The sequence below is a fragment of the Pseudoduganella dura genome (assembly GCF_009727155.1).
Classification (GTDB): domain Bacteria; phylum Pseudomonadota; class Gammaproteobacteria; order Burkholderiales; family Burkholderiaceae_D; genus Rugamonas; species Rugamonas dura.
Genome location: NZ_WNWM01000002.1, coordinates 5,276,943 through 5,302,779, shown reverse-complemented (window position 1 = coordinate 5,302,779; position 25,837 = coordinate 5,276,943). Strand labels below are relative to the sequence as shown.

23 protein-coding genes are annotated in these 25,837 nt (G+C 67.1%); 10 read left to right on the top strand and 13 right to left on the bottom strand.

The window, feature by feature from the left end; translation table 11 throughout:
• The first annotated feature begins 49 nt into the window (after positions 1 to 49).
• Positions 50 to 943 carry a LysR family transcriptional regulator gene (locus tag GJV26_RS23305; protein WP_155711061.1) on the top strand — a complete coding sequence of 298 codons (894 nt, stop codon included), beginning with the start codon at positions 50 to 52 and terminating at the stop codon, positions 941 to 943.
• 7 nt (positions 944 to 950) lie between these two features.
• Here GJV26_RS23305 and GJV26_RS23300 read toward each other — a convergent pair whose 3' ends face one another.
• Genes GJV26_RS23300 through GJV26_RS23290 form a run of 3 tightly spaced genes read right to left on the bottom strand, consistent with a single transcriptional unit; the run spans position 951 to position 3,643 of the window.
• Positions 951 to 1,376: a (R)-mandelonitrile lyase gene (locus GJV26_RS23300; protein WP_155711060.1), complete on the bottom strand. Its 426-nt coding sequence runs from the start codon at positions 1,374 to 1,376 to the stop codon at positions 951 to 953.
• Positions 1,377 to 1,397: 21 nt separating this feature from the next.
• Positions 1,398 to 2,588 (bottom strand): MFS transporter, encoded by a 1,191-nt coding sequence (locus GJV26_RS23295; protein WP_155711059.1) that lies wholly within the window; start codon positions 2,586 to 2,588, stop codon positions 1,398 to 1,400.
• An 8-nt stretch (positions 2,589 to 2,596) separates the two neighbouring features.
• Positions 2,597 to 3,643, bottom strand: coding sequence for an NAD(P)-dependent alcohol dehydrogenase (locus tag GJV26_RS23290; RefSeq protein ID WP_155711058.1), 1,047 nt, complete (start codon positions 3,641 to 3,643; stop codon positions 2,597 to 2,599).
• Between the two features lie 290 nt (positions 3,644 to 3,933).
• Here GJV26_RS23290 and GJV26_RS23285 point away from each other — a divergent pair, with 290 nt between their 5' ends.
• The 5 genes from GJV26_RS23285 (at position 3,934) to GJV26_RS23265 (ending at position 9,965) form a co-directional block, all read left to right on the top strand.
• Positions 3,934 to 5,403 (top strand): alkaline phosphatase, encoded by a 1,470-nt coding sequence (locus tag GJV26_RS23285; RefSeq protein ID WP_155711057.1) that lies wholly within the window; start codon positions 3,934 to 3,936, stop codon positions 5,401 to 5,403.
• A gap of 32 nt (positions 5,404 to 5,435) precedes the next feature.
• A complete protein-coding gene (locus tag GJV26_RS23280) occupies positions 5,436 to 6,845 on the top strand; it encodes an alkaline phosphatase (RefSeq protein ID WP_155711056.1) in 1,410 nt (469 codons plus the stop codon).
• Positions 6,846 to 6,910: 65 nt separating this feature from the next.
• Positions 6,911 to 7,690 carry a hypothetical protein gene (locus GJV26_RS23275; RefSeq protein ID WP_155711055.1) on the top strand — a complete coding sequence of 260 codons (780 nt, stop codon included), beginning with the start codon at positions 6,911 to 6,913 and terminating at the stop codon, positions 7,688 to 7,690.
• 243 nt (positions 7,691 to 7,933) lie between these two features.
• Complete coding sequence (locus tag GJV26_RS23270) at positions 7,934 to 9,265, top strand: TrkH family potassium uptake protein (protein ID WP_189441686.1); 1,332 nt, start codon at positions 7,934 to 7,936, stop codon at positions 9,263 to 9,265.
• Positions 9,255 to 9,965 (top strand): potassium channel family protein, encoded by a 711-nt coding sequence (locus GJV26_RS23265; protein ID WP_155711054.1) that lies wholly within the window; start codon positions 9,255 to 9,257, stop codon positions 9,963 to 9,965. The genes GJV26_RS23270 and GJV26_RS23265 overlap by 11 nt, the downstream gene beginning before the upstream one ends.
• A 60-nt stretch (positions 9,966 to 10,025) precedes the next feature.
• On the opposite strand, the gene GJV26_RS23260 is transcribed toward GJV26_RS23265, so the two are convergent.
• Positions 10,026 to 10,172: a LysR family transcriptional regulator gene (locus GJV26_RS23260; RefSeq protein ID WP_155711053.1), complete on the bottom strand. Its 147-nt coding sequence runs from the start codon at positions 10,170 to 10,172 to the stop codon at positions 10,026 to 10,028.
• A 224-nt stretch (positions 10,173 to 10,396) separates the two neighbouring features.
• Here GJV26_RS23260 and GJV26_RS23255 point away from each other — a divergent pair, with 224 nt between their 5' ends.
• The 3 genes from GJV26_RS23255 (at position 10,397) to GJV26_RS23245 (ending at position 12,765) form a co-directional block, all read left to right on the top strand.
• Entirely contained in the window at positions 10,397 to 11,500 is a 1,104-nt protein-coding gene (locus GJV26_RS23255; protein WP_155712672.1) for an alkene reductase, read from the top strand.
• 148 nt (positions 11,501 to 11,648) lie between these two features.
• The gene (locus tag GJV26_RS23250) at positions 11,649 to 12,035 is read left to right on the top strand and encodes a nuclear transport factor 2 family protein (RefSeq protein WP_155711052.1); all 387 of its coding nucleotides are present in this window, start codon (positions 11,649 to 11,651) and stop codon (positions 12,033 to 12,035) included.
• An 88-nt stretch (positions 12,036 to 12,123) separates the two neighbouring features.
• Positions 12,124 to 12,765, top strand: a complete 642-nt coding sequence (locus GJV26_RS23245) for a Rossmann-fold NAD(P)-binding domain-containing protein (RefSeq protein WP_155711051.1) — start codon at positions 12,124 to 12,126, stop codon at positions 12,763 to 12,765.
• Between the two features lie 48 nt (positions 12,766 to 12,813).
• On the opposite strand, the gene GJV26_RS23240 is transcribed toward GJV26_RS23245, so the two are convergent.
• The 4 genes from GJV26_RS23240 to GJV26_RS23225 all read right to left on the bottom strand — a co-directional run bounded on the left by GJV26_RS23240 (position 12,814) and on the right by GJV26_RS23225 (position 17,505).
• Entirely contained in the window at positions 12,814 to 13,833 is a 1,020-nt protein-coding gene (locus tag GJV26_RS23240; protein ID WP_155711050.1) for a formylglycine-generating enzyme family protein, read from the bottom strand.
• Complete coding sequence (locus tag GJV26_RS23235; RefSeq protein WP_155712671.1) at positions 13,833 to 15,770, bottom strand: arylsulfatase; 1,938 nt, start codon at positions 15,768 to 15,770, stop codon at positions 13,833 to 13,835. The genes GJV26_RS23240 and GJV26_RS23235 overlap by 1 nt, the downstream gene beginning before the upstream one ends.
• A gap of 118 nt (positions 15,771 to 15,888) precedes the next feature.
• Positions 15,889 to 16,728, bottom strand: a complete 840-nt coding sequence (locus tag GJV26_RS23230) for a sterol desaturase family protein (protein WP_155711049.1) — start codon at positions 16,726 to 16,728, stop codon at positions 15,889 to 15,891.
• 45 nt (positions 16,729 to 16,773) lie between these two features.
• Positions 16,774 to 17,505, bottom strand: a complete 732-nt coding sequence (locus tag GJV26_RS23225; RefSeq protein ID WP_155711048.1) for a PEP-CTERM sorting domain-containing protein — start codon at positions 17,503 to 17,505, stop codon at positions 16,774 to 16,776.
• Between the two features lie 384 nt (positions 17,506 to 17,889).
• Here GJV26_RS23225 and GJV26_RS23220 point away from each other — a divergent pair, with 384 nt between their 5' ends.
• Positions 17,890 to 19,719 (top strand): AI-2E family transporter, encoded by a 1,830-nt coding sequence (locus GJV26_RS23220; RefSeq protein ID WP_155711047.1) that lies wholly within the window; start codon positions 17,890 to 17,892, stop codon positions 19,717 to 19,719.
• Between the two features lie 28 nt (positions 19,720 to 19,747).
• Here the strand turns inward: GJV26_RS23220 and arfB are convergent, their stop codons facing one another.
• From arfB to GJV26_RS23195, 5 genes are all read right to left on the bottom strand, one after another.
• Positions 19,748 to 20,143 (bottom strand): alternative ribosome rescue aminoacyl-tRNA hydrolase ArfB, encoded by a 396-nt coding sequence (arfB, locus tag GJV26_RS23215; protein WP_155711046.1) that lies wholly within the window; start codon positions 20,141 to 20,143, stop codon positions 19,748 to 19,750.
• A 43-nt stretch (positions 20,144 to 20,186) separates the two neighbouring features.
• Entirely contained in the window at positions 20,187 to 21,122 is a 936-nt protein-coding gene (locus GJV26_RS23210; RefSeq protein ID WP_155711045.1) for a nucleoside recognition domain-containing protein, read from the bottom strand.
• Positions 21,123 to 21,258: 136 nt separating this feature from the next.
• Positions 21,259 to 21,804 (bottom strand): glutathione peroxidase, encoded by a 546-nt coding sequence (locus tag GJV26_RS23205; protein WP_155711044.1) that lies wholly within the window; start codon positions 21,802 to 21,804, stop codon positions 21,259 to 21,261.
• Between the two features lie 63 nt (positions 21,805 to 21,867).
• The gene (locus GJV26_RS23200; RefSeq protein ID WP_216643153.1) at positions 21,868 to 22,824 is read right to left on the bottom strand and encodes an alpha/beta hydrolase; all 957 of its coding nucleotides are present in this window, start codon (positions 22,822 to 22,824) and stop codon (positions 21,868 to 21,870) included.
• A gap of 85 nt (positions 22,825 to 22,909) precedes the next feature.
• On the bottom strand, positions 22,910 to 25,828 hold the full coding sequence (locus GJV26_RS23195; RefSeq protein WP_155711043.1) for a hybrid sensor histidine kinase/response regulator: 2,919 nt from the start codon (positions 25,826 to 25,828) through the stop codon (positions 22,910 to 22,912).
• Positions 25,829 to 25,837 lie beyond the last annotated feature (9 nt).

Sequence of the window (25,837 nt, the reverse complement as noted above, 5' to 3'; positions counted from 1 at the left end):
GAATTATAGAGCGTGTATCATCGGCCGCTTCGTTTCCCGAAGGCGCCCGATGGCCCGCGACAACATCAACGATATCCTCGTCTTCCTGGCGGTCGCCCGCGAACGCAGTTTCACCCGCGCCGCGGCCAAGCTCGGCATGACCCAATCGGCGCTCAGCCACATCATCCGCGCGCTGGAAACCCGCCTGGGCGTGCGCCTGCTCACGCGCACCACCCGCAGCGTGTCGCCCACCGAAGCCGGCGAACGGCTGCTGCAGAACGTGGCGCCGCGGCTCGAGGAAATCGAAGCCGAACTCACGGCCATCAGCGACATGGGCGACAAGCCTTCCGGCACGGTGCGGATCACCGCGATCGACCACGTGGTCGATGCGGTGCTGTGGCCGCGCATCGCGCCGCTGCTGCCGCTCTATCCCGACCTGCACGTGGAAATCAGTTCCGATTACCGCCTGGTCGACATCGCCGCCGAGCGCTACGACATCGGCGTGCGCTACGGCGACCAGGTGGAAAAGGACATGATCGCCGTGCGCCTGACGGGCGACGAGCCGATGATGATCGTGGGTTCGCCCGCCTACTTCGCGCGGCGCCCGGTGCCGGCCTCGATGCAGGACCTGTTGAAGCACAACTGCATCTGCCTGCGGCTGGCCAGCAGCGGCGGCCTGTATGCATGGGAACTGCAACATGAGGGACAAGCGCTCGAGGCGCGCGTGCGCGGTCAGGCGGTGTTCACGAACGTGTATCCGATGCGCGATGCCGCGCTGGGCGGCATCGGCCTGGCATTCCTGCCCGAGAGCCTGGTCGGCCGGCACGTGCGCGATGGCAGCCTGGTCAGCGTGATGGCGGACTGGTGCCCCGCCTTCCCCGGCCTGCACGCCTACTACCCCAGCCGCCGCAATTCGTCGCGCGCGCTGGGGCTGGTGATCGACGCGATCCGCTACAAGGGCTGAATGGCCGTCAATGGTCGTGCGAAGCGCCGTCGGCCAGCGCGGACAGGTAATCCGCGTCCGCCACTTTCTCCATCCAGTTGACGTTGACGCCATCGAGCGCCTCCTGCACGGCGATATGCGTCATCGACGTGGTGGCGGTCGCGCCATGCCAGTGCCGGTGGCCGGGCGGACACCAGACGACGTCGCCGGCGCGGATTTCAACCTTGGCTTCGCCCTCGCACTGGGTCCAGCCGCAGCCGGCGGTCACGATCAGCGTCTGGCCCAGCGGGTGGTTGTGCCAGGCGCTGCGGGCGCCCGGTTCGAATGTCACGCTGGCCGTCGACACGCGCGACGGCGCCGGCGCGGCGAACAGCGGATCGATCCGCACGGTGCCGGTGAACCAGTCGTCCGGCCCTTTCATCGAAGGCTGCGAGCCTGCACGTTTCAGTTCCATTTTGAATCCTTTCATCAACGATCAGCGAGCCTGCGCATGCGATGCCGCGCGGGCAGCCAGCGCGGCCAGGACGGCCGCAACCACGAGCACCGCGGCGCTCATGTAAAAAGTGGACCGGTAGCCGCCGGCATCGAACAGCAGGCCGCCGGCGGTGGCGCCCAGCATGATGGCCAGCTGCACCACGGCCACCATCAGGCCGCCGCCCGCTTCGGCGTCGCGCGGCAGCGTCTTCGCCAGCCAGGTCCACCAGCCGACGGGCGCCGCGGTGGCGACCAGGCCCCAGGCGGCCAGCAGCGCCGCCGTTGCCGCGGTCGAGCCGCCGAAGGCGACCAGCGCCACCGCGATCGCCGCCATCATCGCGGGAATGGCGACCAGCGTCCGGTACAGGCCCTTTCCCAGGAATCCGCCGATCAGCGTCGTGCCGGCGAAGCCGGCGGCGCCGAGCAGGAGCAGCATGAACGACAGCGTGGAGACGCCCGCTCCGGTCACCGTTTCCAGGAACGGCCGCAGGTAGGTGAACAGCGCGAACTGGCCCATGAAGAACAGGCTGACCGCCGCCATGCCGAGGGCGACGGCGGGCCGCTTCATCAGCCGCACCACGCCGTTGCCGCGCGCCGCATCCTGCGCGGGCATCGATGGCAGGCTGACGAACTTCCAAGCCAGCGCGAGCGCGGCAAGGGGCACCACGAAGAAGAATGCGCCCCGCCAGCCGATGATGGAACCGAGGAAGGAGCCGAGCGGCGCGGCCACGATCGCCGCCAGCGCATTGCCGCCGTTGAGGATCGCCAGCGCGCGGGGCACGTCGCGGTCGGGCACCAGCCGCATCGTGGTCGCGGCCGACATCGACCAGAAGCCGCCGATTGCCACGCCGATCAACGCGCGGCCGAACATGAACACGTGGTAATCGGGCGCGAGCGCCACGACGGTGCCGGAAGCGATCATCAACAGCGTCAACGACAGCAGCAGCGTCTTGCGGTCGAGCCGCCCGGCCAGCGGGGCGACGCACAGGCTGGCCAGCAACGCGAACGCGCCCGAAATGGCGATCGCCTGGCCGGCCTGGCCCTCGGTAATGCGCAGGTCGGCGGCGATCGGCGTCAGCAGGCTGACGGGCATGAACTCCGAAGCGATCAGCGCGAAGGCGCCGAGCGCCATGGCGCAGACCGCGCCCCATGCCGCGGGCTTTTCCAGGCCGTGGTCGCGGCTCGCGGTCATTTCAGCACTCATGCCAGCGTGGCGTTGTCGATCACGAAGCGATACTTGACGTCGCCCTTGAGCATGCGTTCGTAGGCATCGTTGATCTCGTCGGCGCGGATCATTTCGATGTCGGCGACGATGCCGTGCTCGAAGCAGAAGTCCAGCATTTCCTGCGTTTCCGGAATGCCGCCGATCATCGAGCCGGCGATCGAGCGGCGCTTGCCGACCAGGTTGAACACCGCCGGGGACGGGTGCGGCAAAGCCGGCACGCCCACCAGCGTCATCGTGCCGTCGCGCTTGAGCAGCGATGTGAAGGCATCCAGGTCGTGCGGTGCCGCCACCGTGTTGATGATCAGGTCGAGGCTGTTGGCCTGGGCCGCCATCGCGGCCGCATCGGTCGACACGACCACCTCGTGGGCGCCGAGCGCCTCGGCATCCCCGCGCTTCGATGCGGACGTGGTGAACGCCACCACGTGCGCTCCCATGGCCCGTGCCAGCTTGATGCCCATGTGGCCGAGGCCGCCGATACCGACGATGCCGATCTTCCTGCCCGGGCCGGCATGCCAGTGCCGCAGCGGCGAATAGGTGGTGATGCCGGCGCACAGAAGCGGCGCCACGGCGGCGAGCTGCGCTTCCGGGTGGCGCACCCGCAGAACGTAGCGCTCGTGCACGACGATCTGCTCGGCATAGCCCCCCAGCGTGTGGCCGGGCGCGTCGGCGGTCGGGAAGTTGTAGGTGCCGGTCATGTTGTCGCAATAGTTCTCGAGGCCTTCCTCGCAGTCGGCGCAATGCCTGCAGCTGTCGACCAGGCAGCCGACGCCGACAAGGTCGCCAACCTTGTGGTGCGAGACGTGGTGGCCGACCGCGCTCACGCGCCCGACGATCTCGTGGCCCGGCACGCACGGGAACACGGTGCCGGCCCATTCGCCGCGCACAGTGTGCAGGTCGGAGTGGCATACGCCGCAGAAGGCGATGTCGATCTGCACGTCGTGCGCGCCCGGGGGGCGGCGGGCGATGTCCATCGATTCGAGCGGTCGGTCGGCGGCGTGGGCGCCATAGGCTTTGACGGTCATTGGTAATTCCTTTTCCGGTTCTTTGCGTTGCGCGGCACTGGTTGCCGGGGCTGTGCATGGTAACGGCAAAGGCGGGGCAGGAAACCGGCGGAATCTGGATAGGTTTATGAATAGGGCTCATGAATGGTCCGGGAATGGCACCGCGTCGATTGATGAAGATGCCTCATGGGATTGGCTGGCAGGCCCGGTGCGCGCTCGATTGCGTGTTCCTTTCAAAACGCTTGCCAGGTCATCTTCCGGTCATGTTCGGTTGCTACAGTTGCGGTTTTTCCAACAGCCTATTCCATCACATGAACCGCAAGTCTCTCCTAATCGCCGGACTGAGCCTGACAATGCTGGCCGCCTGCGGCAGCGACAACGACTCCACCGCCTCGACCCCGACGCCGACGCCGACACCGGGCGTCGACGTGCCGCAACCGAAGAACGTGATCTTCTTCCTGGGCGACGGCATGGGCCTGACCACGATGACGGCCGCGCGCATCTACTCGGTCGGCGAGGACGGCGAGCTGACGATGGACACGCTGCCGGAAACGGCCTTCGTGAAGACCTTCTCCAACGATGCGCAGGTTACCGACAGCGCGCCATCGATGGCCGCCTACATGACGGGCGTGAAGATGAACAACGAAGTCATCTCGATGTCGCAGAACACCAAGGCCGTGAGCCCGGTACTCGATTCGGCCGGCAACCGGCTGGGCAACAACTGCGGCACCGGCAACGGCACGCCGGCCACCACGCTGCTGGAACTGGCGAAGGCGCAGGGGCTGGGCACCGGCGTGGTATCCACCGCGCGCATCACGCACGCCACGCCGGCCGCCGCCTACACGCACATCTGCCACCGCGACCTGGAAAACGACATCGCCGCGGCCCTGGTGCCGGGCGCCGCGGGCTACAACAGCGCGCTGGGCGCCACCGGCCTGGACGTGATCATGGGCGGCGGCAGCCAGTTCTTCAAGCCGGTCAAGGATGGCGGCAGGCGTGCCGACGGCCGCGACCTGGTGGCCGAGCTGAAGGCCAAGAGCTACGCCTACGCTGGCAACACCACCGAGTTCACCGCCATCGACGGCACCAAGACGGACAAGCTGCTGGCGCTGTTCACGTCCAGCCACATGAGCTACGACCTGGACCGCGACCCGGCCAAGGAACCGAGCCTGGCCGACATGACCACCAAGGCGATGGATGTGCTGGCCCGCAACGGCAAGGGCTACTTCCTGATGGTGGAAGGCGGCCGCATCGACCACGCGCTGCATGAAACCACCGCCAAGAAGGCGCTGCAGGACACGGTGGCCTTCGACAACGCCATCAAGGCGGCGATCGCCAAGGCCAAGGTCGCCGACCCGGACCTGAAGAACACGCTGATCGTCGTCACGGCCGACCACGACCACACGCTGGTGCTGAACGGCTACGCCAAGCGCACCGGCAAGACCGCGGCCGGCAACGCCGGCGTGCTGGGCGTGGTGAAGAACTACGTGACCGGCGCCGTGGACAAGGATCTCGACGGCGCACCGTATTCGATCATCGGCTTCGGCAACGGCGAAAACCGCGTGCAGGCCAGCCGCGCCGGCCAGGCGGCGCTCGACGACACCGCCACCAGCGCCAACACGTATCACCAGGAAGCCGTGGTGCGCATGGGCGTGGGCGGCGAAACGCACGGCGGCACCGACGTGTTCCTGGGCGCCATCGGCAAGGGCGCCGACACGTTCACCGGTACCATCGACAACACCCGGGTGTTCAGCCTGGTCAAGAACGCCGCCGGCCTGTAAGCCAAGAACAACCCGATACGGAAATCCCGAACATGAAACGCACTCTGCTGAAACGTAGCCTGATGGGCGCCGCGCTGGCGCTCTCCTTTTCCGCTGCGCATGCCGCCGGCGAAGCCAAGAACATCATCTTCTTCCTGGGCGACGGCATGGGCCCGTCCACCATCACCGCCGCGCGCATCTACAAGTACGGCGAGGACGGCAGCCTGACGATGGACACGCTGGAACGCACCGCGCGCATCAAGACCTATTCGCACGATGCGCAAACCACCGACAGCGCACCGTCGATGGCGGCCTACATGACGGGCGTGAAGATGAACAACGAGGTCATCTCGATGTCGCCCGAAACGGTGGCCACCAACCCGGGGCGCGATGCCAACGGCAACCTGGGCATCAACAACTGCGCCACCGGCAACGGCACCGCCGCCGTGACGATCCTGGAACTGGCCAAGGCCAAGGGCAAGGCCGTGGGCACCATCACCACCACCGAGCTGACGCACGCCACCCCGGCCACGGCCTGGTCGCATATCTGCAACCGCAACGCGCAGTACGCGATCGCCGCCCAGCTGGTGCCGGGCGGCGCCGGCTTCAACGCCGCGCTGCTCGACGGCGTGGACGTGCTGATGGGCGGCGGGCGCAACCACTTCACGCCATACGCCGCCGGCACCAACACCACCGGCCGCGCCGATGGCCGCAACCTGCTGGCCGAACTGGCCGCCAAGGGCTACACGGTGGCCGCCAGCAAGGCCGAGATGAACGCGGCGGCGGCCGGCAAGAAATTCATCGGTCTGTACAGCAGCCGCAGCCACCTCGAATATGAACTGGACCGCACCGCCACGCCGCCGCTCGGCGAAGGCGCGAACCAGCCGAGCCTGGCCGAGATGACGGTCAAGTCGATGGACCTGCTGTCGCAGAATGCCAACGGCTACTTCCTGATGGTGGAAGGCGGCCGCATCGACCACGCGCTGCACGGCACCAACGCCAAGCGCGCGCTGACCGACACCATCGCCTTCGACGACGCGATCAAGGCGGCGCTGGCCAAGGCGAAGCTGACCGACCCCACGCTGGCCAACACGCTGATCGTGGTCACCGCCGACCATGACCACACGCTGGCGATCAACGGCTACGGCAAGCGCGGCAACCCGATCCTGGACATCAACCGGGCCTACACCGACAACCAGCCGAACCGGGATGCCGACGGCAACACCTACACCACGCTGGTATTTGGCAACGGCCCGAACCGCCCGAACCTGCGCACGAACCTGGACAGCACCACGGTCCTAGCCGACAACTACCTGCAGGAAGCAGGCGTGCGCCTGTCCAGCGAGACCCACGGCGGCGGCGACGTCAAGCTGTTCGCCACCGGCGCCGGCGCGAAAACCTTCAAGGGCACGCTGGACAACACCAGGGTCTTCGGCCTGCTGAAAACCGCATTCGGCCTGTAACAGCCGGGATGGACGGGAAGCGGCACCGCCGCTTCCCGTTTTTCGTTTTTTCGATGGAAGAACACATGAAAGCATTCACCTTAGTGGCCAGAACCCTGGCAGCCGCGCTGGCCGGCGCACTGGCCCTTCCGGGCGCGGCGCATGCGGACGCCGAGCTCGACCTGCACATCTCCCGCTACAGCAAGGTGGTGACCGCCGAAGGCGTGACGCGCGAAGCCCGCTACGAGGAAACCATGCTGCGCCGCGCCGGCCACGTGTGGACCGCGCGCGTGCTGCCGGCGGGCGCCGGCGCCACGGCGGACGAACACGACCACGAGGATCAGCACAACCACGGCAAGGATGGCGACCGCAAAGGGAGCGGACAAAAGGCGGGGCCGCACAAGGTGGCGGCGCGCAAGAGCGTGGGCCACAAGCATTTCAATCCCGTGGTGCTGCCGCGGCACATCGTGCTCGAAGGCGGCAAGCCGCGCCTCACGTACATCGATGCGCAGTCGAAGGAAGTGATCGCGATCCCGGCCGGCGAATACGACAACGTGGGTTTCGACGGCTCGTGGGACCATGCGTACTACCTGCTCGACTCGAAGGGATTGCAGTCGATGCGCGTGTCGGACCGCGCATCGCCCGTGCCCGGCGCGCGCTGGCGCGAGCGCGAACGCAGCGGCCTGTTCGAACGCGTGCTGTGGGATGACCGGAAAGGCATTCCGCTCGTGATCGAGAGCGGCGACAAGGCGGGCACCTTCTACAACCGCACGGACCTGAAAGTTGCATCGAACGTCACGCGCGACCTGCCCTGGCAAAACCTGAAAGGCTATGCGCAGCGGGAATACGCCGACTTCCTCGACTGAACCGCCGTTCCCCGACCGTCCCGGCCGTGTGCGCCTCGCAGCCGGGATGCGCGACATGACCGTCCTGCAGCAAATCCTCGCGGCAACATCCACGCTTTCCGGTTCTCCCTCCCCCCGCCCGGCGGCTATACTTCGTGACAGGCCCGCCAGGCGGCACCGGTTCCACCCGGCCGCCCCCTTCACCAAGCTTGCTTCCGCTGGCCGGGCCCCGCATCGGGCGAAGCGCTCACCGGATACCGAACCGTGAAACAAACCGTCGTCCACCCCGCGCGCGCCGTCGTCCTCGCCTTCTTCCTGGCGATCCTCGCCGGCACGGTGATCCTCACGCTGCCGGCCGCGCGGGCCGCCGGCGAGGCCGCGCCGCTGATGGTGGCGTTCTTCACGTCCGTATCGGCGGTCTGCGTGACCGGCCTCGTGCTCGTCGACACGGGCTCCTACTGGTCCGTGTTCGGGCAGTCGGCGATCATGGTGCTGTTCCAGCTGGGCGGTTTCGGCATGATGACCGCGGCCACCCTGCTGGGGCTGATGGTCAACCGCTCGCCCAGGCTGCGCACCCGGCTGGTGACGCAGACCGAGACGCGCTCGCTGTGGGTCGGCGACGTGTCCAGCGTCGGCAAGCTGGTCTTCCAGGTGACGGCGCTGTCGCAACTGGCCATCGCCGCCGTGCTCACGCTGCGGATGCGCTTCGGGCACGGCATGGAATGGCGCGAGGCCGCCTGGAGCGGGGTGTTCCACGCGGTATCGGCCTTCAACAATGCCGGTTTCTCGATCCATGCCGATGGCTTCGTCCGCTACGCCGGCGACGCGCTGGTGCTGCTGCCGGTCATGCTCGCCTCGGTGGTCGGCGGCATCGGTTTCCCGATCCTGAACGACCTGCGCCAGCGCTGCCGAGATCCCCGGCACTGGTCGCTGCACACCAAGCTCACGCTGTCCGGTACGCTGGTGCTGATCCTGGGGGGCTTTGTCGCCGTGCTGCTGTTCGAGTGGAGCAACCCCGCGACGATCGGCCCGTTTTCCGTCGCCGGCAAGCTGCTGAACAGCTTGTTCATCTCGGTATCGGCCCGCACCGCCGGCTTCAACACGGTCGATATCGCCGCATTGACGCGGGAAACCTGGGCCATGCACTATCCGCTGATGTTCATCGGCGGCGGCAGCGCCGGCACCGCCGGCGGCGTCAAGGTCGGCACGGTGGCGGTGCTGGCGCTGCTGGTGATCGCCGAAGCCAAGGGCCATTCCGACACCGAGGCGTTCGGCCGCCGCGTGGGCGCATCGGCACAGCGGCAGGCCATCACGGTGCTGGTGGTCGGCAGCACCATCGTGGCGGCCGGCACCGTCCTGCTGCTGCGCATCTCGCATTTCCCCACCGATCAGGTAATCTTCGAGGTGATCGCCGCCTTCGGCAGCGCCGGGCTGTCCACCGGCATCACGGCCGACCTGCCGGTGGCGGGCCAGCTGGTGCTGGCCCTGCTGATGTTTTTCGGCAGGGTGGGCACCATCACTCTCGCGACGTCGCTGGTCATCGGCGAACGGCGCATGCCTTATCGTTATCCTGAGGAGCATCCAATTGTGGGGTAGGATTTTTACGGAGCAGTTCGCGTTTTCCGCCAGCGACAGCGTGGTGGTGATCGGCCTGGGGCGCTTTGGCGGAGCGGTCGCCCGGTCGCTGATGCAGCTGGGCCATGACGTGATGGGCATCGACAACAAGGAGGAACTGGTGCAGGTATGGGGCGACCGGCTCACGCATGCCGTGCAGGCCGACTCGACCAATGAAAACGTGATGCTGCAACTGGGCGTGGCCGATTTTTCCCATGCCATCGTGGCCATCGGTTCGGACCTGTCGGCCAGCCTGATGACGCTGATGGTGCTGACCGAACTGGGCATCAAGGATATCTGGGTCAAGGCGCTCACGCCGGAGCACGGGCAGATCGCCCAGCGCGTCGGCGCGCACCACGTGGTGTACCCGGAGGCCGACATGGGCGAGCGCGTGGCGCACCTGATCACCGGCCGGCTGATGGATTTCATCGAGTTCGAGGACGGCTTTGCCATCGCCAAGATCCACGCCCCCGCCGACACGCACCACCAGATGCTGTCCGAATCGCACGTGCGCTCGCGTTTCGGCGTCACCGTGGTGGGCGTCAAGCGGGCGAACGAGGATTTCCAGCATGCGCTGCCGGAAACGCGCATCCTGCCGGCCGACCTGCTGATCGTTTCCGGCCCGACCAGCAAGATCGAGCTGTTCGCCGCCGGCGGGAAGGTGAAAGACAGGAAGCGCTAGGGTCTGCCCCCCAGGGCGGGGGTCGCGCTGTGCAAAGTCTCGACGCCTGTCCTGGCGGAGCTACCGGGACACCCGCCGTGAAATGATCGTGGCATCGCGTTCCAGCGCCCTGGCGGCTTCGGTAAAGCTGCCAGTCTCGATGACAGCGATAAACGCATCGAGCTCTTCAATACTGGCACGCCCACGGTATTCCTGCGTTTTCTGCATGAGTTAAATGCCTGCAAGGGTAATTATTTCGGATTATGCACCTGTTAAGCTGGTCGGACACTTTGAACAAGGCACTGGGCACATAAAGATTTCCCGAGCTGTGGCAGTGGCTCCGGCAGTGGATTCAGCACCACGCTGCGGGACACAATCGCTACAAGCCGGCAGCTCATCGAATGAGCCACATTTTCAGACCAGCATGGACGCCTGGTCAACCAAGGATTCACATGACTGATAACCAAACACGTACCGACCTGTTTTCTCCTGCCCGGATGGGCGCCTTCGCACTCGCCAACCGGATCGTGATGGCACCGGTTACCCGCAGCCGCTACGGTGAAGACGGCATCCCGGGTGAACTGCACGCCACCTACTATGCCCAACGGGCGGGCGCCGGCCTGATCGTGGCCGAGGCGACGAACATTTCCGCGCAGGGCCGCGGCTACGCCGCCACCCCGGGCATCTGGACCGATGAGCAGGTCGAAGGATGGAAAAAGGTTACCGATGCGGTGCATGGCGCCGGTGGCAAGATCGTGCTGCAGCTGTGGCACGTCGGCCGATTCTCCAGCACGGAACTGCAACCCGATGGCGAAGCGCCCGTTGCGCCTTCGGCGATCAAGGCCGAAGGTAACACTTACACCACCGCCGGGTTCGTGCCGGTATCGATGCCACGCGCTCTGGAAACGAACGAAATTCCTGGCGTTATCGAGCAATACCGGCATGCCGCCCGGAATGCCAGGCGAGCCGGGTTTGATGGCGTGGAAGTACACTCGGCCAATAGTTACCTGCTGGATCAATTCCTGCGTGACTCGACGAATCATCGCACCGACCATTATGGCGGCTCTGTCGAGAACCGCACCCGCCTGACGCTCGAAGTAACCGAAGCGGTCGCCGAGATCTGGGGCAGCGACCGGGTCGGCATTCGCCTGTCGCCCGTGTCGCCCGATGCCGGCAATACGCCACTGGACAGCAACGTGATGGCCACCTACGGCCACCTGATCCAGCAACTCAACCGCTTCAAGCTGGCCTACATGCACTTCGTCGAAGGCGCGACGGGCGGTTCGCGCAATGTTTCAGCCGGGGTGGACCTGGATCACCTGCGTGCCTTGTTCACGGGCGCCTACATCGGCAATAACAGCTACGACCTGGATCTGGCCATCGCGCGTCGGGCCGATAAAAAGATCGATGCAGTGGCGTTCGGGCGATTGTTCATTTCCAACCCGGACCTGGTGGAACGCCTGCGCCGCGGCAAGGAGCTGGCGATCGCGCCGCGCGAGTCTTATTACAACGGCGGCGCCAAAGGCTACACCGACTGGCCGGCCGGTACTTGCTGATGAAAGTCGAAGGCGAGTGGACGGTTGTCAGCAAGATTCACCACACCCACGCCGCGCCCTGATGACCCGCCTCGCCGCATTTCCCGATGCGTGGCAGGTCCACCGTAACGCCCGCGCCGCAAGCGCTTTAACTGGACAGGAGCAAGTAATGAACACCAATATCAAGGCGGTACCGACGGCTGACTACAACGGCGTGATTGCCGTAGCGCAGAAATACGTTGACGGTCTGCGCATCGGCAGCGTCGAGCATATTGCCCAGGCGTTTCACAAGGATGCGGTAATGTATGGTTTCACGAATGGCGCCCTGCTTGGCGGTCCCATTGCAAATCTGTACGATTTCGTGACGAAGAACGGCAAGGCGCCGGCAATTACTACGCGGCTGGACGTTCTCGCGATCACTCCGACCACGGCCGTCGTCCGGGTAGACATGGAACAGGATGCCATCGGCGCCGACTATAATGACTACCTGACGTTGATCAAGATCGGCGGCGACTGGCAGGTCATCGCCAAGGTTTACCACCAGTTCGAGAAATGATTCACTGCATCCCTGTCCAGGCCATGGCGCCGCATACGTTGTCGAAGCCATTCACCGCATCGCAACTGCCCAGGCGGGGATGCGCCTCATGACCGCCAACGCAAAACTGCTGCTGGTCGGCGCGACGGGCCTGGTGGGACGCCACACACTGGACCTGGCGCTTGCCGATCCGCGAATCGCGGCGGTGATTGCGCCCGGCCGCGGCGCGCTGCCGCCGCATCCCAAGCTGTCGTCGCCACGCGTGGATTTCGGCCATCTTGACCAGGAAGCCTCATGGTGGCGCGCCGATGCCGTGATCTGCACCCTCGGCACCACCATGCGGGTGGCCGGGTCGCAGGCCGCTTTTCGCACTGTCGACCATGATTACCCGCTGGCCGTTGCACGGCTGGCCCGCATGCATGGCACACCGACCTTCGTACTGAATTCGGCGATCGGCGCCGATCCCGGCTCGCGCTTTTTCTACAACCGGGTCAAGGGGGAGCTGGAGCAGGATCTGGCCAGCGAATCCTTCATGTCGCTGACGTTCGTGCGGCCCGGTGTCATCGGCGGCGAGCGCGCGCAGTTCCGGCTGGGCGAGCGGCTTCTTGTATCGGGATTGACGCTGGCCGGCCCGCTGCTGCCGAGGCGCTGGCGGGTCAATCCGGCGGCGCGTATTGCCCAGGCCTTGCTGGCGGCAGCGCTATGCCCGCAGCCGGGCACGCATATCGTGACAGCAGATCGGCTGATATGACGCCCGGTGGAGCGGCGAGCGTTTTCCCGTAACAGTCCCTCGCCCCCCTCAGTCCCGGCGCACCGTGCGGAAGCCGATGTGCGCCGCCGCCAGGTCGCGCTCCTGCGACTCGCGTGCCGAGGCGCGATAGCGCACGCAATAGTCCGGCGAGCACAGGAACGAACCGCCCTTGATCACCATCGCCGCAGCGGCAGCGCGCGCGCTGCCCGCCGCCACGGCCGTATCGCCGTTCGCATGCGGCTGGCGCGGGCCCGTGTAGGGATCGGATGTCCACTCCCACACATTGCCGATCATGTCGTGCAGCCCGAAGCCGTTGGCCGCGTAGCAGCCGACGGGCGCCAGGCCGGCATGGCCGTCGGTTCCCGCGTCCATCTGCGGGAACGCCCCCTGCCAATAGTTGGCCCCCGGCTTGCCCTGCGCATCGGCGGGCGCGGTGTCGAGCTGTCCGTCGCTGCGGCCGGCCTTGCCGGCATATTCCCATTCGGCTTCGGTGGGCAGGTCGCGGCCCAGCCAGCGGGCATAGGCCAGCGCGTCGGCCTGCGTCACCAGCGTCACCGGCAGGTTGCCATTGCCTGGCGGCTGCCCGCGCCACTGGGCGCCCTTCTGCAGCGTCCACCATGCATAGGGGCGGCTGGCCAGCTCCCCGGCTGTTGGCACATGGAACACCGCGGCCGCGCCTTGCCGTTCCGCCTCCGTCACGTAGCCGGTTGCCGCGACAAAGGCGGCGAACTGCGCCAGCGTGACTTCGGTGCGGTCGATCCAGAAGCCCTTGACGCGCGTGAGGCCGGGCTGCGCCGGCCGCTCGTCCGGATAACCGCGCTCGCTGCCGAAGACGAAGCTGCCGCCGTCGACATGCACCATGCCCGCATGCGCATCGCTGCCCCAGCCCGCCGGCAGGCCGCCGTAGGCGGCGCACGCCTGCTCGTCGCCGAGCCGGGCCGGCGCCGCCTTGCCCGCCGGTTCGGCGCCGGTGCCGGGGCGAGCCAGCAGGAACAGCACGACCAGCAGCGCCGGCACGCCCGCGCCGATTGCCAGCCGCAGTGCCGGGCCGCGTGTTGTCACGCGCATCAGTAGTAGCCTTGCGGCTTCAACGGTTCGACGCCGCCCACGCCTTTCATGAATTCCTGCCATTGCAGCACCATGGTGCTGGTCAGGCCCGGATTGCGCGCGGACAGGTCGGTGGTTTCACCGCGGTCGGTCGTCAGGTCGAACAGCTCCCAGTGGCCGTCGAGCGGGCCCACCGGCGGTTCGTTCCACAGGGTCTTCCACTTGCCGTCGGCGCTGATCAGGTAGGCGCGGCCGTATGACTCGTGTCCCAGCGGTTCGCTGCGCACGGCCAGCGCCTGCCCTTGCAGCAGCGGCAGCAGGGACTTGCCGGTGACGGGATAGACATTGCGGCCGTTGTAGACGACCTTGCCCGCGTTGCGGTCCAGGCCGGTCGCAGGGTCGATGGACCTGGGCGCCGGCTGCCCCGGCAAGTCGATGCCGGCCAGCGCCAGGAAGGTGGCGGTGTTGTCGGTGACATGGGTCAGCGCGTTCAGGTCGGGCAGGCGCGCGGTCTGCCCCGGCAGGCGCACGATCACGGGCGTGGCGACGCTTCCTTCGCCGGCGTAGCCCTTGGTCAGGCGGAACGGCGTGGCGCTGACCTCGGCCCAGCGCAGGCCGTACTGCAGGCGCTTCGCCGCCTGCGCGCCGTTGTCGGTGCCCAGGGTGGAATAGACCGGTTCGGCGGCATTGGCTTCGTCGGCCAGCCGCGGATCGGCGCCGCCGTCGTTCGGCCAGCCCTCGGCCCCGTTATCGGACTGGAACATGATGTAGGTGTTCTCGTATTCGCCGATGTCCTTCAGGTGCTGGATCAGCAGGCCGATGTTGTGGTCGAGGTTATCGACCATGCCGGCGTAGATTTCCATGTAGCGCGCCTGGGCTTTCTTCTCCAGCGGCGTCAGGCTCGCCCATTTCTTGTTGACCTTGCCCGCACCGTATTCCGTGTAACCCTGGGCGAGGCCGTTGTTGGCGTTGATGTACTTCGCGCCCGGCGTATTGAAGCCGGCCGTGGCCGGCGATCTCGCCAGCGTCTCCGGCGCGCCGCCGTAAGGCTTGAAGTCGGCGGGAATGATGCCGAGCCGCTTCTGCCGGGCGATGCGCGCGTCGCGCACCGCCTCGTAGCCCGCGTCGTACCTGCCCTTGTACTTGGACAGCCATGGCTCCGGCACCTGCAACGGCCAGTGCGGCGACGTGTAGGCGGCATAGGCGAAGAACGGCTTGCCGTCGCCCTTGTTCTGGTCGATGTAGGAAATCAGGCGCCTGGTATAGAAATCGGTCGAATAGAACGGTTCGGCGCCGGTGCCGCCCGGCTGGCCCGGCTGGCCCGGCTGCACGAATTTGCCGTCTTCCGTGTAATTGCTGGAGTTCGCCCTTTCATGGGCATAGTGGTTGGCCGCGGCGCCTCCCAGCAGCGCGTAGCTGCGCTCGAAGCCCCACTGGTCCGGCGTCTTGCCGGCGGTGGTCACGGCGCCGCCGGCGATGGCCGACCCCAGATGCCACTTGCCGGCCATGTACGTGTGGTAGCCGTTGTCGCGCAGCAGCTGGGCGAACGACAGCGAGCTTTCGTTCAGGAAGCCCTCGTAGCCGGGCAAGCCCTTGCGCTCGTCGTTCGGCGCACCCATGTGGCCTTCGCCCACGAGGTGGTGGTCGGTACCCGAAACCAGCATGGCGCGCGTGATCGCGCACACCGTGCCGGTGTGGTGGTTGGTCAGCAGGCGCCCCTGCCTGACGAGCGCATCGAGGTTGGGGGTGTCGATCTCGCCACCGAAGGCGCCGATGTCGGAATAGCCGAGATCGTCCGCCATGATGTAGAGGATGTTCGGTTTTTTCTTGGCGGCCACCGGCGCCGCGGCAACGTCGGGCGGCGAATCGGAACTGCCACAGCCTGCCAGGACCAGGGCGCTGGCGGTAAGCAGGCCAAGAAACAGGCCAAGCAGGCTTCGTTGCAAAACGCGCTGCATGCGGGGAGCAGTTGCCATGGGTTTCCTTGCACGTGAAAAAGTGCGCAAAGAATAATTGCTGCCCTAATTATAAGTAACGAAGTATTTCACGCTAACTCATGCGCTTTTCGCATACCGTTCAAAGCGGCCGTTCCACCGGCGGTGGGGACACACCCTTCTTTCGAGGCAGCAGCGGATCAAACACCTGCCCGGCCAGCGTGGTGGCCAGCGGCGTATCGGTGCCCACCTCGGCCGGCCAGTGGCGCGGCAGATAGTGGCTGCCGAACAGCCGGTCCAGGAACGGCAGCGTGGACGCATAGTTGCGGTTGATGTGGTCGGTGCGGCTGTGGTGCCAGTGGTGGAAGGCCGGCGTGGTTACTACCCATTCGAGCGGGCCGAGCCGCCAGCGCACGTTGGCATGGATGAAGAACCCCCACAGCGTGCCCGCTACCAGCAACAGCGCCGGCGCGGCGGTGCCCGCGGCACCCGGTCCGGCCAGGCCCAGCAGATACAACGGCACCAGGCCGAACAGCCGGGTCACGACCATGTCCACCGGATGCGAGCGCGTATTGGCCAGGAAGTGCATGTGCTCCGTGGCGTGGTGCAGCGCATGGAAACGCCATAGCCACGGCAGCTCATGACTGAGCCGGTGCCCCCAGTAGAAACCGGTTTCGGCGACCACGAAGGCCAGCGCGACATGCAGCGCCGGCGGCAGTGCCTGGACGGCCGTGGTCAGCGGGACCGGCACCAGGTGCCGGGCGGCGGCGGCGAGCATGGCCACCGGTACGCCGAGCATCACGGCCGGCACCAGGCTGCTGGTCACGTAATACGCGAGGTCGTGGAGCCGTTCGCGGCGTGGCCGCGGCGCATGGCGCGCGCCGAACCAGCGCTCGAGGGGCACGAACAGCGCCGTCAGCAATGCCAGCCAGATGGCAAGGCGCAGTGCCGTGGCGGCGAATTCATCGAGGGAAACGTGCATGGCGGTACTCCGGTACGGCGGTTTACTGCTGCGCCTTTGCCCCGATCATGCCCGCTTCGCAGCGCGGCGGCGCGCCGCGAAGCCGCCCAGGCACAGGCCACCGAGCAGCATGCCCCAGGTCGACGGCTCGGGCACGGCCGACACCAGCGACACGCCATCGAGCAGCAGGAACGGCGGGGCACCGGGCGCGGTGCCCTTGGCCAGGAACGACAACGCCTGGCTGGCGCTGCTGGCGGTGAAGGTCATGCTCGCCGTCTTCCAACCGCTGAAGCCATTGTCTTCAATGCTCAGCGCGGTGCTGTTCGCAGTGCTGCCGCCAAAGCCCACCTGCCAGTAATTGTCGCTGTTGGCCCCTGCGAATCCGACCTGCTGCGCCAGGGCATACTCGAACGTCAGCGTGTACGTGCTGCCGACCGTCAGGCCGTCGATGGCCTGCGACAGCGTGCCAGGCCAATACAGCGCATCCGAGGCGAAAACGTTGCCGTGGCCGAGCGAAGCGCTGTAGCCATTGCCGTTGTCCTCCAGCCAGATGGCCGAGTCCCAGGTGTTGGCGATTTTGGTGTCCAGCACGAAGTTGTAGCCCCCGTCGTTGCCGTTGCTGCTGGTCCAGCCTTCCAGGGTAGTGCGGTTGGCTTCGCTGGTAACGGTGGAAGACAGCTGCTTGTTGGTGCCGCCGGTGGTTTTTTCGAAGTTGCCGTTGGCGACCAGATTGGTGGCGGCGCCGGCGTGCAGCGCGATCAGGGCGGAAAGGGACAGCAGTACGGATTTGATGCGCATGGCTCAAGGCTCCAGTGGATGGCGGGTGATGGATGGTTAAACTGCCGGCGATGTTTGGGCCGACGACAGCTCGACGATGGCACTCGTTGTCGAACTGGAACACGACAATAATTCATTGATATGAATCAATATGTATTGCGTTTAGTTATTGTAGCAGAGTCCTGGAAAAAGTGACCAAGTCTTGCCGGGAGCCGCGACGACGCATGACTTTCCGTTCCGGCGGCGCTGCTGCCCGGGCGTGCACGGTGCGCCCGCACCACTCCCATCGCCGACATCCGCGCGCGCCGGGGCGGAAGTGCACTATCATCCCGGCATGTTCAACTCGTCCATTGCGCGCCCTGCCCGTCCGGCGCGGCGCGCGGCGGATGTCGATACCGGCCCTCCATGTTCCCGAAACGCCCGTCCAACTTCCTCGTCACCGTCACCTGCGCAATCGCGCTGCTGCACTTCGGCCGCGAGGTGCTGCAACCCATCACGCTGGCGCTGGTGCTCAGCCTCGCGCTGGCGCCGCTGATCCGTGCCATCGGCACTCTGGGCCTGTCGCGAACCACGTCGATCTTCATCACGCTGGGCCTCGTGATATCGGCGATCGCGGGCGCGGCCATCGTGCTCGCGGCCCAGCTGTTCGCGCTGACGACGGACCTGCCCCAGTACCGGGCAGAGATCCGCGCCAAGCTCAAGGAAGTGCAGGTGCTGACCGAGCAGCCCCTGTCGCGCCTGCCGACCGAGCTGCTGGAAGGCGTGCAGTCCGCGCCGCCCGCCGCGACCTCGCTGCGCTCCCGCCGCGGCGCCACCCAGCCGGTTCCGGTGGTGATCCGGGAGCCCGTCTCGACGCAGGATTCGCTGACCAGGGCCATTGGCGTGGTTTCGGGCCCGCTCGGCGCGATCGGCCTGGTACTGGTACTGCTGATCTTCATCCTGCTCGACCAGGAAAACCTGCGCGACCGGGTGATCCGCCTGACCGGACAGCGCGAGGTGAGTCGCACGCTGAAGGGGCTCGAGGATGCCGCGCAGGGCGTATCGCGCTTTTTCTTTTCCCAGTTCGTGGTCAATATCGTGTTCGGCGCGGTCATCGGCCTGATCCTGTGGTTGATCGGCATCCCGCATGCGGTGCTGTGGGCGGCGCTGTGCGCGGTGCTGCGCTTCGTTCCCTACATCGGCGCGCTGATCGCCGGCGGCGCGATCGCCGTGTTCGCCGCCGCGGTCGACCCCGGCTGGTCGCTGGCCCTGCTGGCACTGGGGCTGTTCGTCGCACTCGAAGTCGTGCTGGCGAACGTGATCGAGCCGCGCGTCTACGGGCACAGCTCGGGCATGTCGGCCCTGGCGATCATCGTCTCGGCGCTGTTCTGGAGCGCGGTATGGGGGCCGGTGGGCCTGCTGCTGTCCACGCCGCTTACGCTGTGCCTGGTGGTGGCCGGACGCTACGTGAAGGGGCTCGAGCCGGTCAGCATCCTGCTGGCCGAGTCGCCGGACGCCAGCGCCGCGCAGCGCTTCTATCACCGCGCCCTCTCCGGCGATGCGGCTGCGATCATCCAGGACGCGCGCGTGTTCCTGCGCAAATCCACGCTGGCCCGCTACTGCGACCAGGTCCTGCTGCCCGGCCTGACGCTGGCGGTCGCCGACCTGCGCGCCGGGCTGGCCGACAAGGCACAGGAACAGCGCCTGCGCGCCACCATCGCCGCCGTGGCCGATACGCTGGCGGCCGGCAAGACAGCGCGTGCGCGCCGCCTGAACGTATCGATGCTCAACGAGAGCATCGGCGCGCACCTGCGGCACAAGCGGGAAGAGCGGCTTGGCCGCTGGCAAGGCTCGCTCGACGTGCCGGCGCGTTCGATCATCCTCAGCGTGGGGTTCCCGAACATCCGCGAGGAATTCCGCTGCGAGCTGCTGGTACTGGCGTTCCGCGAAGCGGGCATCGATGCGCGCAGCATCGTGCTCGACGATGGCGACGAGGAAGCGCGCCCGGATGCCGAACACCTGGTGTCGACCGTGTTCGTGGCGTATCCGATGGACACGGCGTTCGACGCGTGGAGCGAAGCGGTGGCCGCCCTGCGCGAAAACCTGCCCGATGCGCCGCTGCTGACGATACGGCCGAGGGAGGACGTGCAGGCCGATGCGGCTCTCGTGGCCGAGCGCGTCGACATGGTGCTGCAGTCGTTCGAGGAGGCGCTGGCGTTCGTCGCGCCGGTCGGCGCGGCCAAGCGTGCAGCCTGAGGGTAGCCAGAGGGTCGCGACGTCGGGGTCAGTCCGTCACCCTGCCCCGCAACGCCTTGATCTTCCCGCTGCGCACCTTGGCATCGACGCGGCGCACCTGCGAGCCGCGTGTCGGCCGGGTGGCGCGCCGCACGACGGGAACGAACGCCGCCTGGTCGACCAGCGCCTGCAGGCGCCGCAAGGCATCTTCCTTGTTCTGTTCGAGGCTGCGCGAACCCTGCGCCTTCAGTACCAGCACGCCTTCCTGCGTGATGCGCGCATCGCGCAGCGACAGCAGGCGTTCCTTGACCGCGGGCGGCAACGACGATGCGGCGATGTCGAAGCGCGCGTGCACGGCGCACGAGACCTTGTTGACATTCTGGCCGCCCGGCCCCTGGGCGCGGATGGCGGTGAATTCGACTTCCAGTGGATTGATGGTTGCCATGCCGGCGTTCCTGTAGGTTGAAGATGCCGCTCTGGCAAGGGGGTCAGCCCAGCGCGGCGTGGCCGGCGGTCCGCAAGGCGATGCCGACGCACCCGCCCAGCACCGCGGGCGTGCACACCCTGGCCACGCGCTTGCCCGCGGAAATGAGGATGGCGACGCCGGGAACGTCCAGCGTGTGGATGAGCCAGCCCGCGCTCCCGTTGACCAGGCTCGCATTCGCCGTGCCGTCGCGGTGCATGTCGTTCATCAGGCCGAGCACCGCCGTGCCGCCGGCCAGCGCCTTGGTCAGCGTGAGCGGGATCATGGCCGGATCGATGGACGCCGCCGCCAGCAGCGGCGCAAGCAGGCCGGTCAGCCAGGCGAACAGGCCGAGCTGGCGCAGGAAGGTGATGGCGACCAGCGACAGCACCAGCATCGGTATCACGCCCACGGCGATCCTGAACGCCTCCGCGCCGGCCCGGTTGATGACGTCGAGGATGCCCTTGCCATCCTCGGCCACCGGATGCTTCAGGGTTTCGTCCATCGGCTTTTCGGCCGTGGACAGGCCACGGCCGAAGCAGTAAAACGTGGCCGCGGCGGCGAGCAGGCCGCCGGCCAGCGACAACGCCAGTGCCAGGCCGAGCCGCAGATCCAGCGCCGCCATCGGGAACATCACGTTTGCCTGGCCCATCGCGAAGACCATCGCGAGCGTGGCGGCGAGGTGCCGGTCCGATGCGCCGCGCCCTTCCATCATCGCCAGCGTGGCCACGGGCGCGGCGAAACTGACGAAGCTGATCTGCAGCGCGGCGAAAACGCTCAGGCCCGTGAGACCGGCCGGCCTGAGCACGGGCGCCAGCCTGGCGACGGCCCAGTCCATCACGCCGCGCGCTTCCAGCAGCCGCATCAGGCACAGCATGACGACCATGATCGGCAGCAGGACGAACAGCGACAGCTCGACGGCCGAGCGGCCGGCTTTCAGGACGAGATCGATCAGTTCCATGGCGTGCCGGCGGTCCGGGCGGATCCGTTGCCCGCATGCCGCGCCGACGGCCATCCCGCGCATCCGGCGCGGGCAGCATCCCGCCCGCCTGCGCGCGGGCGCATGCGGTCACGCGGCAGGGGCATCGCCGCGGCGCTCAAGCCTTGGCGAGTTCGGCGTCGATCGCGGCAACGAGCCGCGGGTCGTCGGCGGTGACATCCGGCGCGAAGCGGCCCACCACGTCGCCGTTGCGGCCGATCAGGAACTTCTCGAAGTTCCACAGCACGTCTTCCCTGCTGGCCGGGTGCACGCCGTATTGCGTGAGCTTTTCGCGGAACGGACCGTCGCCGGTGGCTTCCGGCCGGGCCGCGACCAGCGCGGCATACAGCGGGTGCCGGCCGTCGCCGAGCACCGAGATTTTCGAGTACAGCGGAAACTTCACGTCGTAGTTCAGCGAGCAGAACGAGCTGATCTCGGCATCGGTACCCGGCTCCTGGCCCATGAAGTCGTTGGCGGGAAAGCCCAGCACTTCCAGGCCCTGCGCGCGCTTGTCGCGGTACAGCGCCTCGAGGCCGGCGTACTGCGGCGTGAGCCCGCATTTCGATGCCACGTTGACGACGAGGAGCACCTTGCCGCTGTGCGCGCCCAGCGTGTCGCTGGTACCGTCGATGCGCTTTAACGGGATGTCGTGAAGCTGGGTCATATGCGTCCTTTCGGTGGTGGAAAGGACATTGTACCTATTCCGCTCCGGGCCACACCTGTGCGCCTACCCGATCAATGCCAGGGTTCCCGCCGCCAGCGGCGCTCCGTCCGTTGCCAGCACATCCAGGATCTCGAAGTGGTTCACGTCGTCCAGCACGTACGTTCCGGCCAGGCGCCCGGCCGAGCGCAGGTGGCGGGCCATTAGTTCGCCCTGCCGCCTGAACTCCGGGCTGTCGCCGCTGCCCCAGGCAACGATCACCGGGCAGTCCACCAGGCGCAGCCTGTGGACGGGACTCAGTTCGATCAGTTCGGCCGGCGTCAGTTTCACGTGCCGGTTGCCGGCGGCCAGCACCACCGGTTCGAGATCGCACAGGCCGCTGAGCACGAGCCCGCCTTTCAGCAGGCCGGGCGGCGCGCCGAGCCGTTCCCAGTCGGTGGCGAGCAATACGGCGGCGACATGACCGCCGGCCGAGTGCCCGGCAATATATAGTCGCTCCGGATCGGCGCCCAGCGCCGCGGCATTGTTCCGGACCCACAGGATCGCGCGCCGGCACTGGTCCACCATGCCCGGCAGCGTGTTTCCCGGCAGGGGATCGAATTCGGGCGCGATGAAGAGCGCACCGTGCTTCAGGAAAGTGGGGGCGAGGAAGGAAACCGATTCCTTGGTGCCGACCCGCCAGTTCCCGCCATGGATGAAGATCATCGCCGGAAGCGCGACGCCGGCGCGATGCCGCGAAAACCCGGGGGAAAACACGTCCAGCGTTTCCGCCGGCCCGCTGCCATAGCTGATCGTCTTCGGCCGATACTGCGCGCGCACCCTGGCGCCCGCGGCGGCCTGCCGGTCCAGCAATTGCCGCATGTTCGGCGCCCACCTGGCGTCGGAATATGCGTCGTCCAGCTCTTGCTGGGAATAATGCAGGTAGACCTTCCGGCCGCCGGCCGCGTCCAGCGCGAAGGCGCCGGAACACAGCGCCCCCATCGACAGGCCCGCCCCCCTTCGTACGAAGTCGCGTCGCTTCATCGCTGCCTCCACTGGATAGTCCCGGCCCCCATGCTGCTTGATTGTAAGCCTTTTGATGTGTGCGGCTGGCGGAAATTCCGCCGCCTCAGCGGGGTTGCGCGAGCAGCGAAAGCAGGGTCTTGACGTCCAGCGGCTTGACGAAGTGGCGATCGAAGCCGGCGGCGAGCGTGCGCCGGCGGTCGCTTTCCTGGCCATAGCCCGTTACCGCGACCAGCAGCGCGCCGGCGGTTTCGGGCATCGCGCGCAAGGCCCGCGCCAGTTCGGTGCCGTCCATGCCGGGCAAGCCGATATCGAGCAGGCAGACCTCGGGCCGCTCGGCGCGCGCTCGCACCAGTGCCTGCCGGGCCGAATGCTCGACCGCCACCCGGTGGCCCGCTGTTTCCAGCACCATGGCCAGCATCATCGCGGCATCGGCGTTGTCGTCCACCACCAGGATCCGCAGCGGCCGGGCGGCGGGCTCGCCGACGGGCTCGCCGCCTGGCAGGTCGTCGGGGGTGTCCGGCATCTGCAGCCGCGGCAGGCAGACGGTGAACGTGCTGCCGCATTCCGCGCCTTCGCTGCGGCAGGTGACCGTGCCGCCGTGCAGTTCGACCAGGCTTCTCACCAGCGCCAGGCCGAGGCCCAGGCCGCCCGCGGAACGGTCCGGCGTGCGCTCGGCCTGCGCGAACAGCTCGAACGCATGCCCGACCAGGTCCGGCGACATGCCGACACCGTCGTCGGTCACTTCCACCTGCACGTGGGCGCCCCGCACGTCGGTCCGGAGCACGATGTGGCCGCCCTCGTTCGTGTACTTGGCGGCATTGTTCAATATGTTGGCGATCACCTGCACCAGGCGCTTCCGGTCGCCGTCCACCATCGTCGTTTCGGGCGGCAGGTGCAAGGCCAGCTGGTGGCGCCGCGCCTGCATCAGCGGCGTGACCTGCTCCACCGCTTCGGCGACGACATGGCGGATGTCGTGCGGCGCCTTGTCCAGCGTGACCAGGCCGCGCGTCACGCGCGACACGTCCAGCAGGTCGTTGATCAGGTGGGTCATGTGGTCGACCTGCCGGCCGATGATCTGGCTGGTGCGGCGCACGCGGGCACCGTCGAGCTTGGCCAGCTGCAGCAGCTCGGCCGCCGCGCCGATCGGTGCCAGCGGGTTGCGCAGCTCGTGCGCGAGCATGGCCAGGAATTCGTCCTTGCGCCGGTCGGCCGTGGTCAGCTGCTCCTGCGCCAGCCGGCGTTCGGTCACGTCGCGGAAGAAGAACGCGATGCCGCCATCGGCCGAGCCATAGGTACGTATTTCCATCCACGCCCGGGCCCCGTCCGGCAATGCGTAGGCCAGCTCGACGATCTCGGCCCTGCCCGTTGCCATCACACGGCGATAGATCGTCTCCGTCTCCGTATCCTTCAGGTCGGGGAACACATCCCAGTGGTTGCGCCCGATCACGTCGGCCGGAGCACGATGCGTCAGCCGCAGGCCTTCGGCATTCATGCGCAGGATGGTCCAGTGCCGGTCGAGCACCGCGAAGCCTTCGGTCATGCTGTCGAAGATGTACTGGCTCTGGTCGCGCTCGGCACGCAGCGCCGCCTGCGCCTGGGCGGCCTCGACTGTCGAGCGGGTCCGCTCGGCGAGTTCCTGGGCCAGCTGCAGTTCCTTGTCCTGCCACACACGCGGCATCGCGCTGTGGACCGTCAGCACGGCATGCAGCCTGTCCGCCTTGACGAGCGGCACGAGCAGGTCGGCGCGCACGCCGATCGCCGCGTAGGCGCGGGCGTGATGCGCGGTGCGGCGATCCAGCCCGACGTCGTCGTTGACGACAGGCTTGCCCGAGCGCAATACGGCGATCATCTCCGGCCCGAAGTCGTCCATGGTCATGGTCTGCCCTACCAGGCTGGCGAAACCTTCCGCGGTCCAGTCGCGGCGGACGTAGACGGTGCCCATCCCGTCATCCACCTCGGCATACAGCACGCGCGACACCTCGAGCTTGCGGCCCAGCAGTTCGCAGGCGGCCGCGGTGATGGCGTCGGGCGTGTCCAGCTGTCGAATGCGGTCGGCCAGTTCGAGCTGGAACGCCTGGCTCGATCGCGCTTCCTCGAGCTGCCCGATCTTTTCGGACAGCGCGCGGCTGGCCTCGTGGGCGACGGTGACATCGTTGCCCTGCGCAAAAATGCCCGTCACCCGGCCGTCGTGGTCCCGGATCGGCTGGTACAGCAGGTCCACGTACCGGTCTTCCAGGGGCGCGCCGGGCTGGCGCTGCAGCACGATCTTGCGCTCGCGCAGCACGAGCGGGATGCCGGTTTGATAGGTATTGCGCAACAGTTCGTTGAAACCCTGCGCGGCCAGTTCAGGCAAGGCCTGCAGGGCGGGCTTGCCGAGGATGTCCCGGTATCCGACCAGCTGGTAATACGCATCGTTGGCCATCTCGAACACGTGTTCGGGACCGGTCAGCACGGCGATGAATCCCGGGGCCTGGTCGAACAATGTCTGCAGCTGGCCGCGTTCCGCGCTCAGGATGCGCGTCATCGCCTCGTGCATTTGCGGCCGGTTCATGTGCGGCACGTCGGGCACCGCGTTGGCATCCTGCTTCAGGTAGTATTTTTTCGTCGCCGTGTCGAACCGGTACAGGTCCGTCACGTCGATCGCGTTCTGGGCCACGAACACCACCGCGCCCGCGGCGTCGAACACCGGGGTGTGGATGGCGCTCCAGTAGCGGTCTTCGAATCCTCCTTCGGCCGTTTCACTGGGCACGGCGTAGCGCAGCAATGCGCTGGTGTGCGGCTTTTGCGTGGCGATGGCGCGTTCGATCGACAGCCGCACTTCGTCCAGGTTGGTGGAATCCGGGTCGGCGGGATTGGCCGGAAACGCATCGAAGACATGCCGCCCCACGAGATCGTCCGCGGTCCGCCCCGTGGCGTGCAGGTAGGCGGGATTCGCACCGATGATCACGAAGCCGGTATCGATGAGCAGGTAGGGATACGGCGATGCGGTGAACAGCGCCGAGAAGTCCGGTTTCTTCGTCATCAGGCATTC

Excerpts from the sequence above, each read along its gene's own strand:
- GJV26_RS23305 (WP_155711061.1), top strand. The coding sequence starts at position 50 with ATGGCCCGCGACAACATCAACGATATCCTCGTCTTCCTGGCGGTCGCC.
- GJV26_RS23300 (WP_155711060.1), bottom strand. The coding sequence starts at position 1,376 with ATGGAACTGAAACGTGCAGGCTCGCAGCCTTCGATGAAAGGGCCGGAC.
- GJV26_RS23295 (WP_155711059.1), bottom strand. The coding sequence starts at position 2,588 with ATGACCGCGAGCCGCGACCACGGCCTGGAAAAGCCCGCGGCATGGGGC.
- GJV26_RS23290 (WP_155711058.1), bottom strand. The coding sequence starts at position 3,643 with ATGACCGTCAAAGCCTATGGCGCCCACGCCGCCGACCGACCGCTCGAA.
- GJV26_RS23285 (WP_155711057.1), top strand. The coding sequence starts at position 3,934 with ATGAACCGCAAGTCTCTCCTAATCGCCGGACTGAGCCTGACAATGCTG.
- GJV26_RS23280 (WP_155711056.1), top strand. The coding sequence starts at position 5,436 with ATGAAACGCACTCTGCTGAAACGTAGCCTGATGGGCGCCGCGCTGGCG.
- GJV26_RS23275 (WP_155711055.1), top strand. The coding sequence starts at position 6,911 with ATGAAAGCATTCACCTTAGTGGCCAGAACCCTGGCAGCCGCGCTGGCC.
- GJV26_RS23260 (WP_155711053.1), bottom strand. The coding sequence starts at position 10,172 with ATGCAGAAAACGCAGGAATACCGTGGGCGTGCCAGTATTGAAGAGCTC.
- GJV26_RS23255 (WP_155712672.1), top strand. The coding sequence starts at position 10,397 with ATGACTGATAACCAAACACGTACCGACCTGTTTTCTCCTGCCCGGATG.
- GJV26_RS23250 (WP_155711052.1), top strand. The coding sequence starts at position 11,649 with ATGAACACCAATATCAAGGCGGTACCGACGGCTGACTACAACGGCGTG.
- GJV26_RS23245 (WP_155711051.1), top strand. The coding sequence starts at position 12,124 with ATGACCGCCAACGCAAAACTGCTGCTGGTCGGCGCGACGGGCCTGGTG.
- GJV26_RS23240 (WP_155711050.1), bottom strand. The coding sequence starts at position 13,833 with ATGCGCGTGACAACACGCGGCCCGGCACTGCGGCTGGCAATCGGCGCG.
- GJV26_RS23235 (WP_155712671.1), bottom strand. The coding sequence starts at position 15,770 with ATGCAGCGCGTTTTGCAACGAAGCCTGCTTGGCCTGTTTCTTGGCCTG.
- GJV26_RS23230 (WP_155711049.1), bottom strand. The coding sequence starts at position 16,728 with ATGCACGTTTCCCTCGATGAATTCGCCGCCACGGCACTGCGCCTTGCC.
- GJV26_RS23225 (WP_155711048.1), bottom strand. The coding sequence starts at position 17,505 with ATGCGCATCAAATCCGTACTGCTGTCCCTTTCCGCCCTGATCGCGCTG.
- GJV26_RS23220 (WP_155711047.1), top strand. The coding sequence starts at position 17,890 with ATGTTCCCGAAACGCCCGTCCAACTTCCTCGTCACCGTCACCTGCGCA.
- arfB (WP_155711046.1), bottom strand. The coding sequence starts at position 20,143 with ATGGCAACCATCAATCCACTGGAAGTCGAATTCACCGCCATCCGCGCC.
- GJV26_RS23210 (WP_155711045.1), bottom strand. The coding sequence starts at position 21,122 with ATGGAACTGATCGATCTCGTCCTGAAAGCCGGCCGCTCGGCCGTCGAG.
- GJV26_RS23205 (WP_155711044.1), bottom strand. The coding sequence starts at position 21,804 with ATGACCCAGCTTCACGACATCCCGTTAAAGCGCATCGACGGTACCAGC.
- GJV26_RS23200 (WP_216643153.1), bottom strand. The coding sequence starts at position 22,824 with ATGAAGCGACGCGACTTCGTACGAAGGGGGGCGGGCCTGTCGATGGGG.
- GJV26_RS23195 (WP_155711043.1), bottom strand. The coding sequence starts at position 25,828 with ATGACGAAGAAACCGGACTTCTCGGCGCTGTTCACCGCATCGCCGTAT.